The 13432-nt window shown below is 73.2% G+C and carries 10 protein-coding genes and 1 pseudogene; 5 read left to right on the top strand and 6 right to left on the bottom strand.

From position 1 onward, the window contains the following. Window positions 1-38: 38 nt before the first annotated feature. Window positions 39-1301, bottom strand: a complete 1263-nt coding sequence (locus tag ABZS42_RS06970; RefSeq protein WP_355143003.1) for an FUSC family protein — start codon at window positions 1299-1301, stop codon at window positions 39-41. A 73-nt stretch (window positions 1302-1374) separates the two neighbouring features. On the opposite strand from ABZS42_RS06970, the gene ABZS42_RS06975 reads away from it, so the two are divergent. Beyond that, window positions 1375-2031: a metal-dependent phosphohydrolase gene (locus tag ABZS42_RS06975; RefSeq protein ID WP_355143004.1), complete on the top strand. Its 657-nt coding sequence runs from the start codon at window positions 1375-1377 to the stop codon at window positions 2029-2031. 70 nt (window positions 2032-2101) lie between these two features. Here ABZS42_RS06975 and ABZS42_RS06980 read toward each other — a convergent pair. Further along, window positions 2102-2314, bottom strand: a pseudogene (locus ABZS42_RS06980) (DUF4031 domain-containing protein); the annotation flags it as partial. Window positions 2315-2473: 159 nt separating this feature from the next. Here ABZS42_RS06980 and ABZS42_RS06985 point away from each other — a divergent pair. Beyond that, window positions 2474-3874, top strand: a complete 1401-nt coding sequence (locus tag ABZS42_RS06985) for an FAD-linked oxidase C-terminal domain-containing protein (protein ID WP_355143005.1) — start codon at window positions 2474-2476, stop codon at window positions 3872-3874. Between the two features lie 10 nt (window positions 3875-3884). Here the strand turns inward: ABZS42_RS06985 and ABZS42_RS06990 are convergent, their stop codons facing one another. Together ABZS42_RS06990 and ABZS42_RS06995 are read right to left on the bottom strand one after the other, a co-directional pair. Further along, window positions 3885-4415: a hypothetical protein gene (locus ABZS42_RS06990; protein WP_355143006.1), complete on the bottom strand. Its 531-nt coding sequence runs from the start codon at window positions 4413-4415 to the stop codon at window positions 3885-3887. A gap of 75 nt (window positions 4416-4490) precedes the next feature. Then, complete coding sequence (locus ABZS42_RS06995) at window positions 4491-6317, bottom strand: glycerol-3-phosphate dehydrogenase/oxidase (RefSeq protein WP_355143007.1); 1827 nt, start codon at window positions 6315-6317, stop codon at window positions 4491-4493. Between the two features lie 134 nt (window positions 6318-6451). Here ABZS42_RS06995 and ABZS42_RS07000 point away from each other — a divergent pair, with 134 nt between their 5' ends. The 3 genes from ABZS42_RS07000 (at window position 6452) to ABZS42_RS07010 (ending at window position 10241) form a co-directional block, all read left to right on the top strand. Next, entirely contained in the window at window positions 6452-8908 is a 2457-nt protein-coding gene (locus tag ABZS42_RS07000) for a S8 family serine peptidase (protein ID WP_355143008.1), read from the top strand. A 67-nt stretch (window positions 8909-8975) separates the two neighbouring features. After that, window positions 8976-9908, top strand: a complete 933-nt coding sequence (locus tag ABZS42_RS07005; RefSeq protein WP_355143009.1) for a GNAT family N-acetyltransferase — start codon at window positions 8976-8978, stop codon at window positions 9906-9908. Between the two features lie 90 nt (window positions 9909-9998). Next, window positions 9999-10241 carry a hypothetical protein gene (locus ABZS42_RS07010; protein ID WP_355143010.1) on the top strand — a complete coding sequence of 81 codons (243 nt, stop codon included), beginning with the start codon at window positions 9999-10001 and terminating at the stop codon, window positions 10239-10241. A gap of 166 nt (window positions 10242-10407) precedes the next feature. Here the strand turns inward: ABZS42_RS07010 and groL are convergent, their stop codons facing one another. Together groL and ABZS42_RS07020 are read right to left on the bottom strand one after the other, a co-directional pair. Next, the gene (groL, locus tag ABZS42_RS07015) at window positions 10408-12030 is read right to left on the bottom strand and encodes a chaperonin GroEL (RefSeq protein ID WP_355143011.1); all 1623 of its coding nucleotides are present in this window, start codon (window positions 12028-12030) and stop codon (window positions 10408-10410) included. Between the two features lie 273 nt (window positions 12031-12303). Then, a partial coding sequence (locus ABZS42_RS07020; RefSeq protein ID WP_355143012.1) for a hypothetical protein occupies window positions 12304-13432 on the bottom strand: 1129 nt, incomplete at its 5' end.

Consider the following 13432-nt stretch of genomic DNA (forward strand, 5'->3'; position numbering starts at 1 on the left):
CACGGCCGGCCTGGCACACCATGTGCCCGGCCGGCGGGTCAGCCGACCGGAGGCGCGGTGGGGGGTTTCGGCCGTCCGCCATCCGGTTCGGGGCGGGCGCCGGGGGGCGTGTTGTGTTCGCCGAAGGACTGCCGGATCAGCCGGTTCGCCTCCTCCTGCTCGATGCCGGAGGCGACCAGCAGGTCACTCGCCGCCGTGCGGACCTGGGCCACGACCACGCTGCCGGAGAAACCCACCCCTTCGTCGTACGCCCGGCCGGCCTCGCTGACCGCGCGCAGCGACCGCTCCCGGGCCTGCTGAGGCTCGTCGCCGACGGCGAACTCGTGTCTGAGCAGGCGCACCGCCTCCGCGAGGTGGTCGACGGCGTCCGACATCGGTTCGGGGACCGGCTCCTCGTCCTCGATCAGGGTCACCGCGCGGCGGATGAGTGTGCCGCTGTTGCGCATCGCCCGGTCGATCGGGTCGGCCGCCTCCGCGTAGTGGGTCAACTCGTTGCGGCGGTGCCACCGAGCCGGGGACAGGGTCGCGGTCTCCTTCGCCCCGTCGATCGCCTCGACGAAGGTGGCCAGCTCCGACTTGTTGTCACGGAGCCGGTCCAGGGCCCGTTGCACTCGGGCGCGATCCCGGTTCCGCAGGCCCTCGGCGGTGGCGTCGAGCTGGGAGGCGAGCAGATCGAGCGCCGGCCGGGCGGCCCGGTTGAGCACTCGGAGCGGGTTCAGCGGCAGCAGGACCGCGGTCACCAGCAACGCCACCCCGCCGCCGAGGAAGGCGTCGACGAACCGAGGTATCTCCAGGTTCATCGTGGAGGGGCTCAGCGTCACGATCAGTACGGCGGTGGCCGCCGCCTGGATCACGATCGCCACGCTCGCGCCCGCGAAGATCGTCAGCAGGATGGCCGCGGTGACCACGAGGCCGAGCTGCCAGGCCCCGGTGCCGAGGACGTAGACCAGACCGTCGCCGATCGCCACCCCGATGGCCACCCCGACGATCAGCTCCACCGTGCGCCGGAACCGCTGGCCGACGGAGGCCGCCAGGGTGCCGACCGCCGAGATGGGAGCGAAGACCGGCTGCGGGTTGCCGAGCAGCCGGTGCGACACCAGGTACGCCAACAGGGCCGCCAGCCCGGCCTGCACGGCCAGCCCGGCGGCCATCCGGACCCGGTGCAGCCGATCGTGCAGGGTCGCCTTGCTAATGTGGCGGACCTGCTCCATCGCGTCGGCGATACGCGCGCTGTCGACGTCGGCGACCAGCTCCCGAGGGCGCACACGCCTGATCCGTCCACGCTCCCGAGTCGCCGCCATGTCCGCTACTACCCGAGGTGTGCCGGGTGAATCCTCGCTTCCGCATCGTTCCCGGCTGGGGCAGACTCGTCGGGTGGCCGACCTACTCGAACGGTGGCGGGCGGCGGCCCGGGGCGCCGGGGCGACCGGCCCGGCCGGGCTGACCGACGCCGGCGAAGAGCTGATACACCGGTGGCGGGAGCCGCACCGGCACTACCACACCGTCGACCACCTGCGCGCGGTGCTCGACGTGGTCGATCGGCACGCCGAGCTGGCCGTACGACCGGATCTGGTCCGGCTGGCCGCCTGGTGTCACGACGCGGTCTACGACCCACGCGCCGGCAGCGACGCGAACGAGCAGGACAGCGCCGAACTGGCCGTCCGGCTGCTCACCGGCCTCGGGCTGGCGCCTCACGCGGTGGCGGAGGTCCGCCGGCTGGTGCTGCTCACGGCCGGGCACCTGGTCGACGCCGGGGACGCCGACGGCGCCCTGCTCTGCGACGCCGACCTCGCGGTGCTGGCCGCGCCTCCCGCGGCGTACGAACGGTACGCGGGGGCGGTGCGGCGCGAATACGCACACGTGCCCGAACCGGACTTCCGGATCGGCAGGGCACGGGTGCTCAACGGGCTGCTCGGCCTGCCCGCGCTGTTCCGGTCACCGCCGCTGGCCCGCCGTTGGGAGCAGCCGGCACGGGCGAACCTGCGCCGCGAACTGACGGCCCTGACCACCCCGGGATCCGCTCCGGCGTAGCGGAATCGCCGGCCTGCGCCGCCCGCACCAGGTGCTTCGGCCGGCGCAGCCCGGCACCGCGGAGCAGCCGGACCAGCTCGCGGCTGGGCACCACCCGGGCACCGAGCCAGACGGCCACCGGGAACCGGTCGGCCGGGATGTCGTAGTGGTCCCGGTCGAAGCCACGCCGGGGCGCACCGAGCGCCTCGGCAAACGCGTGCAGTTCCGCGTAGGAGACGTCGCTGATCAGATGGGACCAGAGTCGGCCGCGCGACGGCCAGGCGGGCCGATCCAGGTAGAGCATGGCCGTAAACCTAGCGCGGGGTCCGGGAACGCCGGCGGTGTCGCACGAGGGCCAGGCGGCGATCCGGGGCGGCCCGGTGACCGATCCTGAAGACGACGCATGCCCGCACCGCAGTGGATCATGTTGATGAACGGCGTACGGGCACCTAGCCTCTCCTGCATGGCCGGATCCCCCCTCATCGACGAACTGCGTGCCGCCCTCGGCGAGAGCGCCGTGCTGACCGACCCGGACCTGCTCCGGACGCACGAACGCGACGAAGCCGACCTCTGCGTCGCCGGCACCCCGTTGGTCGTCACCCGCCCGCGCAGCACCGAGGAGGTGGTGGCCGTGGTCCGGGCCGCCGCCCGGCACGGGGTACCGGTGGTGCCGCAGGGAGCCCGTACCGGCCTGGCGGGCGCCGCGAACGCGGTGGACGGCGCGGTGGTGCTCAGCACCGTCGCCATGAACGAGATCCGGGAGATCGACCCGGTGAGCCGGATCGCGGTGGTGCAGCCGGGCGTGGTGAACGCGACGCTGGCCGCCGCGGTGGCGAAGCAGGGACTCTGGTACCCGCCGGACCCGGGCTCCTGGGAGTCCTCCACCATCGGCGGCAACGTCGCCACCAACGCCGGCGGCATGTGCTGCGTGAAGTACGGCGTGACCACCGAGTACGTGCTCGGCCTGGAGGTGGTGCTCGCCTCCGGCGAGGTGCTGCGTACCGGCCGGCGGACGGCGAAGGGCGTGGCCGGGTACGACCTCACCAGGCTCTTCGTCGGCTCGGAGGGCACCCTCGGCGTGGTCACCGAGGTGACGGTCGCGCTGCGCCCGGCCCCGGCGGAGTCGCTCACCCTGGTCGCGGTCTTCCCCACCACGGCGACCGCGGGCGCGGCGGTGGCCGAGATCGCCGCCCGCGGGCTCAGCCCGAGCCTGCTGGAACTGCTGGACCAGACCCACCTGCGGGCCATCGAGGCGTACCAGCCGATGGGCCTGCGTACCGACGCCCAGGCGCTGCTGCTGGCCGCCGCCGACACCGGCACCCGGGCCGCGGACGACCTGGCCGCGCTGGCGGAGGTGTGCGAGGCGGCCGGTGCCGATGAGGTCTACGCCGCCACCGACGCGGTCGAGGCGGCCGCCCTGCTCCAGGCCCGTCGGCTCGCTCACCCCGCGATGGAGAAGTTCGCCGCGGACGCGTACCCGGGTGGCAACGGCGGCCTGGTCATCGATGACGTGGCGGTGCCTCGCGGCTCGCTCGCCGCGCTGCTCGACGGGCTGTCCCGGATCGCGGCGGAGTGCGACGTGCCGATCGGCGTGGTGGGGCACGCCGGGGACGGCAACATGCACCCGAACATCGTGGTGGACCGCGCCGACCCGGCCAGCCTGGAACGCGGCCGGCGCGCCTTCGACGAGATCATGCGGCTCGGGCTGGAACTCGGCGGCACCTGCACCGGGGAACACGGGGTGGGCCTGCTCAAGCGGGAGTGGCTGGCGCGCGAGATCGGGCCGGTGGGCGTACGCGTGCACCAGGCGATCAAGGCTGCGCTGGACCCGACCGGGCTGCTGAACCCCGGCAAGGTGCTCTGAGCCTCCGGCGTCAGCCCTTCAGCTCGGCCGGTGTGGCCTGGGTGAGCAGCAGGAGGATCTCGCCGGCGATCCGTGGATCCTCCACCCCGGGGCAGTCCTCGGTGGTGATCGACCCGACGGCGGTGAGCAGGCTGGAGGTCAGCGCGTCGATGCAGGTGGACCGGTAGCGCCGTGCCTGGTCGGTCTCCGTGGCGAGCGCCGGGTCGGTGAGGAGCTGCTGCAACCGGTTCACCTGCTCCGGAGCGAGGCTGCCGGTGGAGTTCACCCCGTCCCCGGCGCAGTCGAGGCACTTCCAGACGCCGTCCCGCTCGACCTGGAGGGTGCGCAGCGGGCCGTACTCGCCGAGCTTCTGGAAGAGGCTCACCTGGCCGTCCCCCACGGTCGTCGGGGCACCCGGCTCCGGTAGCGCGCTGGCCGGATCGTCCGTCGCGGGCACCGGCTCCTCTGTGGACGCGTGGACGAGGGTGCAGCCGGTCAACGTGGCGACCAGCACCGCGCTGAGGAGAGGAGCGAGCAGACGGGAACGGGAACGGCGTGACACTCGCCGGAAGCTACAGCACCGCCGGTTGTGCCTGGTAGCCCTACAGCTCGGTAGCTTACGGGCCGTCGGCGGCGGTCAGCTGGAGGGCAGCTCCGCCGGGTCGCCGTCGCCGCCCCGGTCGGCGGCGTAACCGCGCACGTCCGGCGCGCCGAGTCGGACCGCGTCGGCCGCGACGTCGTCCGGCATCAGCTGGGACTCCCGCTCCGCCTCGACCCGGGCCCGGTAGTGCTCCACCTCGCGGGCCCGGCGCGCCGCGTCCCAGCCGAGTACCGCGCCCATCAACTCCGCCGCGTGCTCCGCCGACTCGACGCCCCGGTGACTGGTCTCGATCGAGATCCGGGTACGCCGGGTGAGCACGTCCTCCAGGTGCAGCGCCCCTTCGGCCCGGGCCGCGTACGTGACCTCGGCGGCCAGGTACTCCGGCGCTCCGGCCAGCGGGATGCCGAGCAGCGGCTCGGCATCGATCAGCGCGAGGACGTCCAGGGTGAGGGTGCCGTACCGCTCCAGCAGATGCTCCACCACGCCGACCGGCACGCCGTGTCGCCGCGCCAGGTCGGCCCGGTCCCGCCACATCGCGGTGTACCCGTCGGCGCCCAGCAACGGCAGGTCTGCGGTGCGCGACGGGCGTACCCCACCGAGGCGCCGCGCGGCCCGGTTCACCACGTCCGAGGCCATCACGCGGTACGTGGTGTACTTGCCGCCGGCCACCAGCAGCAGCCCGAGCATCGGCTCGACGACCGCGTGCTCGCGGGAGAGTTTCGAGGTGGAATCCGCCTCACCCGCCAGCAGCGGGCGCAACCCCGCGTACACGCCCTCGATGTCCGCCGTGGTGAGTGGACGGTCCAGCACCGTGTTGACCTGATCGAGCAGGTAGTCGATGTCGCTCGCGGTCGCCGCCGGATGCGAGCGGTCCAACTGCCAGTCGGTGTCGGTGGTACCGATGATCCAGTGACCGCCCCACGGGATGACGAAGAGGACACTTCGGGCCGTACGCAGGATCAGGCCGGTCTCGCCCGTGATCGCCGAGCGGGGCACCACCAGGTGCACCCCCTTGGAGGCCCGTACGCGCAGGCCGGGCCGGAGCCCGACGTCGTTCAACATCCGCGCCATGTCGTCGCTCCACACACCGGTGGCGGCGATGACGGTACGGGCCCGCACCTCGAACTCGGCGTCCGGCGAGCCGCCCGGCGCCTCCATGTCCCGTACGCGGACCCCGGTGACCTCCCGCGCCTGCCGGATCAGGCCGACCGCCCGGGCGCTGCTCACCACGGTGGCACCGAGGCTGGCCGCGGTGCGGGCCAGGGTCACCACCAGCCGGGCGTCGTCCACCTGGCCGTCGTAGTAGCGGATCGCCCCGGCGAGCACGTCGGCGCGCAGACTCGGGAAGATCCGGCGGGCCCCCTCCCGGGTCAGGTGCCGGTGCAGCGGCATGCCGCGACCGGTGCCGAAGATCCCGGCGAACGCGTCGTACGTCGCCACCCCGGTGCCGTAGTAGGAGCGGCGGAAGACCCGACCCGGCAGGTCCCGCACGCCTCGACCGGCGGGGAGCGGCACCAGGAACGGCACCGGCCGGACCAGGTGCGGCGCCAGCCGGGTGGCCAGCAGCCCACGCTCGGTGAGCGCCTCGTGGACCAGGTGGAACTCCAACTGCTCCAGGTAGCGCAGCCCGCCGTGGATCAGCTTGCTGGAGCGGCTGGAGGTGCCGGCGGCGAGATCGCGCGCCTCGACCAGGGCCACCTTCAGCCCTCGGGAGGCCGCGTCCAGGGCAGCGCCCGCCCCGGTCACCCCACCGCCGATCACCAGCACATCGAACCGCTCCGCCCGAAGTTTGCGCAGGTCGCTGCTGCGACGGTCGGGCGACAGCCGGCCGGCGAGGGATCGGGAGACGTTGGGGTCGCGCACCCGTCCACCGTAACCGCCGAGAACATCCGGCGGCACGTCGCAGGGGCTCGCCCCGCCGGCCCGACCGGTGCGCGCCCGGGGGTCACCCGCAGCCGTACCGGTCCGCGGGCGGCGGCCCGTCGTACTGTTTCTCAATGCCCCATCCCCCGCAGTGGGCCGACGCCCGCGCGTCGAACGGTTCCTCGCCCTGGCCGGTGGTCGGGGCCGTCCTGGTCGGCTGCTGGACCGTCGCGGTGACCGCGCCGACCCAGATCGGCGGCTGGCTGGTCGACCAGGTGCTGCTCGGCTTCGGGCGGGACCGGGTCGGCTGGCTCTGGCCGGTGGCGGGCCTGCTGACCGTGCTGCTGGTCGGTACGCCCGCGCTGCTGCTCGCCCTGCTGCCCCGCTCGGGTGTGGTGCGCGCCATCGGCCGGGTCTGGCTGGCCGGCGTGGTCGTGCTCGGCTCGTTCACGCTGCTGCGGGCGATCCCACCGGTGCATCACGAGGCGTACCTCGCCGGGTTCGCCGTGACCGCCGCGCTGGCCGCGCTGATCCTGGGCCGGCTCGCTCGCCGCCGGGCGGAGGCCGTACCTGCGGCTGGGGTCGACCCGGGTGGCGCCGCGCCGCGCCGCAGGACGCTCGGGGGGCTGCGGCCCGCGCCGGTCACGATGCTCGCGATCGCCGGCGGACTCGCGTTGCTGCTGCCCTGGGCGTGGCTGGGTGCGCTCGGCGGGCTGCTGGAGACGGTGCTCGCCGCGCTGGCGGCCGCGGCGCTCGGCGCGGTGGCCGGGGCGCTCCTCGACGCCGGTTTCTGGTCCCGGTTCGCGGTCGGCGAGCCGCCCCGGCCGGCCCGCCTGGTGCTGGTCGGCGGCTTGGTCGCCGGCGTGGCACTGCTGCTGCTCGCCGCCGGGGCCGGCCAGTCGGGCGCACAACTGCCGGCCCTGCTCACCCTCCCCCCGACCGGTTTCGCGTTGGCTGCCCTGCATGCCGCCGGCCGCCGCCGGGGGCCCGCCGGCGTGGCGTCCGCCGCTCCGACCCGGTGGCTCGTCGGGCTCGCCGCGTTCGGGCCGCTGGCCTTCGCCGACCCGGAGGAGATCAGCCTGCTGCTGGTCGGCAGCCGGGATGTGCCGTACTGGGTGGCGGTCATCGCCGGTGCCGGGCTCGCCGTGGCGCTGCTCCTCGCCGCCGGGTACGGGGTGCTGCTCGCCCGCCGTAGCGGGCGTACCCCGAGCCGGCGGACCGCCGCGATCACCGCCGTGGCGCTGCTGGTGGCGCTCGTCGCGGTGGACCTCGGCCCGGGGCAGCCCGGGCTGTACGGCGAACGCCTGCTCGTGGTGCTGCGCCAGCAGGCCGACCTGAGCAACCTTCCCGCCGCCGCACCGGGCCGGGCCGGCCGGGACGCCCGGGCTCGCGAGGTGTACCGGCGGCTGGTCGACACGGCCGACCGGTCCCAGGCGGGCCTGCGCCGGGAGCTGACCCGCCGGAACGTGCACCCGAAGTCGTACTACCTGGTGAACGCGATCGAGGTCGACGGCGGACCGGCGGTGCGGGCGTGGCTGTCCGGCCGGCCCGAGGTGGACCGGGTGCTGGTGAGCCAGCGACTGCGTCCGTTGCCCGCGCCGCCCCGCGCCGCCCGGGGAACCGACCCCACCCCGAGCGGCCCGGAGTGGAACATCCGGCGGATCGGCGCCGACCGGGTCTGGACGCAGCTCGGGGTGACCGGCGCCGGCGTGGTCGTCGGCAGTTCGGACTCCGGCGTGGACGGTCGTCACCCGGCCCTGGCCGAGGGCTTCCGGGGCGGCGACGACTCCTGGTTCGACCCGTGGGACGGCACCCGCTCCCCCACCGACTCCGGCGGGCACGGCACGCACACGCTCGGCAGCGCCGTCGGCCGCGGCGGCATCGGGGTGGCTCCGGGCGCGCAGTGGGTGGGGTGCGTGAATCTGGCCCGCAACCTGGGCAGCCCCGCTCACTACCTGGACTGCCTCCAGTTCATGCTCGCCCCGTTCCCGGCCGGTGGTGACCCGTTCACCGCCGGGCGTCCCGAACGGGCCCCGGACATCCTCACCAACTCGTGGGGCTGCCCCGGCATCGAAGGCTGCGACCTGGGCGTTCTCCGGCCGGCGACCGCCGCACTCGACGCCGCCGGCATCTTCGTGGTCGTCGCGGCCGGCAACACCGGACCGTGGTGCGGCTCGGTCGACGACCCGCCCGCGCCGTACCCGGACGTGCTGACGGTGGGGGCGGTGGACGACCGGGACCGGGTCGCGGAGTTTTCCTCGCGCGGACCGGCACCCGGCGGCGCCGCGAAGCCCGACGTGGTGGCACCGGGCGTCGGGGTGCGTTCGGCGATGCCCGGCGGCGGGTACGCCACCCTCGACGGCACCTCGATGGCGACCCCGCAGGTGGCCGGCGTGGTGGCGTTGATGTGGTCGGCGAACCCGGCGCTGATCGGTGACGTGGCCCGGACCCGGCAACTGCTGCGGGACACCGCCGCACCGGCGCGGCCGACCTACCGGTCCCGCAACCCGTCGGACGCGTGCGGCGGGGACGCCAACATCACCGGCGCCGGGCTGGTCGACGCGTACGCCGCCGTGCGTGCGGCCCGCTGAGCGCTTCTTATTCGAAGGGCCGGCGCTCTTGCGCTGACCCGTACCCGGTGATCTAGGGTCGGCCACCATGGACGCAGAGATCACCGTCGTCGAGCTGACCCCCGAGCTGGCACCGGCTGTCGTACGGCTCTGCGAAGGAGCACTGGACCTGCCGGAGGACGCGGCCGAGGCGGCCGTCGTCGTGGACGCGCTCTGGCCCCGGGCGGCGGCCGACCGGCTTGTGTTCGCGCTGGGGGCGTACCGCGGGACGGGCCTGGTCGGGGTGCTGATCGGCTCGATGTCGGCGGCCGACCAGCGGCTCGGGCACGTCGACCTGGTCGCGGTCGCGCCGGAGCACCGCCGCCGGGGTGCCACCCGGGCGCTGCTGGCCGGCGCGGAACGGCGCCTCGCCGGGCTGGGCGCGGCGGAAGTGCTGCTCGCCGGCAACCCGCCGTACTACGCCTGGCCGGGCATCGACGTCCGGTACACCCCGGCGGTCTGCGCCGCGCTCGCGCTCGGCTACCAGCAGGACCGGACGGCGTGGAACATGACGGCCGACCTGTCGTACGACGACTCGCCGGCGCCGCGGTCCACGGATGCCGCGGAGCGCCGCCTCGCCGGTCAGGGCGTGACGGTACGCGAGGCGGAGCCGGCGGACCTGCCGGCGTTGACCGAGCTCGCCCGCACCACCTTCGGTGGGACCTGGGACGCCGAGCTGACCGGCTCGGTGGGCCGCTCCGGCGCCGGCTGCCACCTGGCCGAACGGGATGGTGAGGTGATCGCCTTCGCGGCTTACGGCTCGTCCCGGCCGAGTTGGTTCGGCCCGATGGGTACCACTCCGGCGGCCGAGGGCTCGGGGATCGGTGGGGTGCTGCTGCGGCGGTGCCTGCGCGACCAGCGGGCGGCGGGGCACGATTCGGCGCAGATCGGCTGGGTCGGGCCCGTACCGTTCTATTCGCGCAGCGCGGGCGCCCGGATTGAGCGCGTCTTCTTCCTGTACCGGAAGCAGATCGAGAATTGATAAAAGGGCGAATGGGATATAGACCCAGATAATGCCATTCGCCCTCACCGACCAGCGCCGCCCCCTACCGTTTCGGTAGAGGAGGCAGCCATGACCACGGACGAAGAGAGCGACGACATCGCGCCCGTCACCTGGACGCCGGTCGGCGATCTCCCCGGCCATCTCCCGATCGACCGGCTGGACTACGGCGACGCCGAGCAGCTCGCGGAGATGACCGACACCGGCGAACCGGTGACCGACGAGCCGCTGGAGATGGTGGACGCGCCGATCAAGGTGCGCGCTCCGTACGACCGGGTGCACAAGCGGCGCAACCAACGACCGCTGCCGACCTGACGGCGCCCGGGCCACCGAGCCCTCTTCGAGCTGAACCGCGGTGAGCGCCACCGCGTCCGAACTCGCGGTCCGACGGCAGGCGGGGAGGTCGAGAAGGGCCAACCGGCGACGAAGCGGGGCGGGCCGCTGACGCGACCCGCCCCGTTTCCGACTGGAACTTCAGGACTTAGAAGTCCATCTCCCCGCCACCCGGGCCAGCCGGGGCGGCCGGGGTCTTCTCCGGCTTGTCCGCCACGACAGCCTCGGTGGTGAGGAAGAGCGCCGCGATCGACGACGCGTTCTGCAGCGCCGAACGGGTCACCTTGGCCGGGTCGATGATGCCCGCGGCCAGCAGGTCCACGTACTCGCCGGTGGCGGCGTTGAGGCCGTGGCCCGGCTCCAGGTTGCGGACGCGCTCGACGACCACGCCACCCTCGAGGCCGGCGTTCACGGCGATCTGCCGCAGCGGGGCGTCCAGCGCGATCTTGACGATCTGCGCGCCGGTCGCCTCGTCGCCGGTCAGGTCCAGCTTGTCGAAGGCGGTCTTGCCGGCCTGCACCAGCGCGACGCCACCACCCGGGACGACACCCTCCTCGACGGCGGCCTTCGCGTTGCGAACGGCGTCCTCGATGCGGTGCTTGCGCTCCTTCAGCTCGACCTCGGTGGCCGCGCCGACCTTGATCACCGCAACACCGCCGGCCAGCTTGGCCAGGCGCTCCTGCAGCTTCTCGCGGTCGTAGTCGGAGTCGCTCTTCTCGATCTCGGCCCGGATCTGGTTCACCCGGCCCTGGATCTGCTCGGGGTCACCGGCACCGTCGACGATGGTGGTCTCGTCCTTGGTCACCACGACCTTGCGGGCGCGGCCCAGCATGTCGAGGTGGGCGGCGTCGAGCTTGAGGCCGACCTCCTCGCTGATGACCTGGCCACCGGTGAGGATGGCGATGTCGGTCAGCATGGCCTTGCGACGGTCACCGAAGCCCGGCGCCTTGACGGCGACCGACTTGAAGGTGCCGCGGACCTTGTTAACCACCAGGGTGGCGAGGGCCTCGCCCTCCAGGTCCTCGGCGATGATCAGCAGCGGCTTGCCGCCCTGCATGACCTTCTCGAGGATCGGGAGCAGGTCCTTCACCGACGAGATCTTGCTGTTGGCGATCAGGATGTACGGGTCGTCGAAGACGGCCTCCATACGCTCCGGGTCGGTCATGAAGTACGCGGAGATGTAGCCCTTGTCGAAGCGCATACCCTCGGTGAGCTCCAGCTCCAGGCCGAAGGTGTTGCTCTCCTCGACGGTGATGACGCCTTCCTTGCCGACCTTGTCCATCGACTCGGCAATGATCTCGCCGACGCTGGTGTCAGCAGCCGAGATGGAGGCGGTGGAGGCGATCTGCTCCTTGGTCTCCACGTCCTTGGCGAGCTTCAGCAGCTCCTCCGAGACGCTGGCCACGGCGGCCTCGATGCCCCGCTTCAGGGCCATCGGGTTGGCACCGGCGGCCACGTTGCGCAGGCCCTCACGGACCAGGGCCTGGGCCAGGACGGTCGCCGTCGTCGTGCCGTCACCGGCAACGTCGTCGGTCTTCTTCGCGACCTCCTTGACCAGCTCGGCGCCGATCTTCTCGTACGGGTCCTCGAGCTCGATCTCCTTGGCGATGCTCACACCATCGTTGGTGATGGTGGGGGCACCCCACTTCTTCTCGAGCACAACGTTGCGGCCCTTGGGGCCGAGGGTCACCTTAACGGCGTCGGCGAGCTGGTTCATGCCCCGCTCGAGGCCGCGGCGCGCCTCTTCGTCGAACGCGATCATCTTGGCCATACGGCGTTGTCCTCCTGGACACTCACGGGCCACCCGAGTGTGTGTCCCGGATGGGCCGCCTGGTGTACGCACCTTGGAACGTCGCCACCATGCGACGACGACGTCTCCTCGGCCGGGCCGGATAGCCCGCGACGACCGGCCACGTCCCCACCAGCGGCTTGTTCCGCCGATGTGGCCGCAGCCCCACCGTCCCGACCTTTGGCACTCACAGTGTGCGAGTGCCAATAACTTGTTTAGCACTCTCCCATGCCGAGTGCAAGCAGCACCAGCCCGTCAGCCGAGTTCCGCAGCCAGCCTCGCGCTGTTCACCGGGCCTTCCTGGGCGCGCTGTTCGGCGTACGTCACCACCAGCCCCACCAGTTGCACGAGCTGCGCGGGCAGGGTCAGCAGCCCGGTGACCGCCAGCACCAAGATCACACCGATCGCCGTACCGGCGGAATTGAACGGATCAAGGCCGAACGGCGCGCTGGCCGCCGTCTGCACGCCACCCGCGACGACGCTGACGACGAGCACCAGCCCCACCACCAGCAGCACCCGCCCGAGCACCATGCCGAGCCGCTTGTGGAACATCCCCCACGCGCGACCCAGCGGGTTCTCCCGTTCGAAGAGGTAGACCGGACCGAAGAGGCTCAGCGCGGCGGCGAGATAGATCCCGGGCAGGACACAGAAACAGAGGCCCACGGCGATGACCAGACCGGCCAGCAGCGTCCAGCCCCAGAGCCCGAGCATCCGGCGCGCGCCGTGGCGCAGGGCGTTACCCAGGTCGGCCGGCTCACCGGCCGCCTGGCGGGCGATCACCCACGTACCGGCCGCCCAACCGAGGCACTGCACCAGCCCGACCAGCACGCTTCCGGCGACCGTCACCAGGAGCAGGGTGGTCACGTCGCCCACGAAGGTGTCCGGCAACCTCGTGGGATCCTGAGCGGCCGCGGCCTCCCACCGCGCGCTCGGGTCCACCCCGAAACTGATCACCGACAGCACCACCGCCGGCAGGACCTGGGTCAGCAGCAGGAGCGGCAGCAGTACGCGCCAACCGCGTCGCACCGCGCCGAGGCAGCGTTCCCACCAGCCGCCGAGGCCGACCCCGGGCGGCGTCACCAGCGGGTCGTTCGGGTCGATGCCGGGTGGGTACCAACCGGATACCGGCAACCCGTACCAGGTCTGACCGGGGTAGGGCGCCGCGGCGGGCGGATAGCCACCGGCCGGCGGAACAGGCGAGTAGCCGCCAGCCGGCAGAGCAGGCGGGTAGCCGCCAGAAGGACTCCAGGGCGTCGGCGAATTCGGATCCCAGCCGGGCCGGACGCCCGTACCCGCCGGATCCCAGCCGGGCTGCGCGCCCGGGTAACCAGGCTGCGGACCAGGTTGGCCGGGCTGCGAACCGGGCTGGCCGGGCTGCGAACCG

The organism is Micromonospora sp. NPDC005367, assembly GCF_040606825.1.
Lineage (GTDB): Bacteria > Actinomycetota > Actinomycetes > Mycobacteriales > Micromonosporaceae > Micromonospora.

Bases quoted from the DNA above. Each gene is read 5' to 3' on its own strand.
- ABZS42_RS07010 (WP_355143010.1), top strand. From the start codon at position 9,999: ATGACCACGGACGAAGAGAGCGACGACATCGCGCCCGTCACCTGGACG.
- ABZS42_RS07000 (WP_355143008.1), top strand. From the start codon at position 6,452: ATGCCCCATCCCCCGCAGTGGGCCGACGCCCGCGCGTCGAACGGTTCC.
- ABZS42_RS06970 (WP_355143003.1), bottom strand. From the start codon at position 1,301: ATGGCGGCGACTCGGGAGCGTGGACGGATCAGGCGTGTGCGCCCTCGG.
- ABZS42_RS06985 (WP_355143005.1), top strand. From the start codon at position 2,474: ATGGCCGGATCCCCCCTCATCGACGAACTGCGTGCCGCCCTCGGCGAG.
- ABZS42_RS07005 (WP_355143009.1), top strand. From the start codon at position 8,976: ATGGACGCAGAGATCACCGTCGTCGAGCTGACCCCCGAGCTGGCACCG.
- groL (WP_355143011.1), bottom strand. From the start codon at position 12,030: ATGGCCAAGATGATCGCGTTCGACGAAGAGGCGCGCCGCGGCCTCGAG.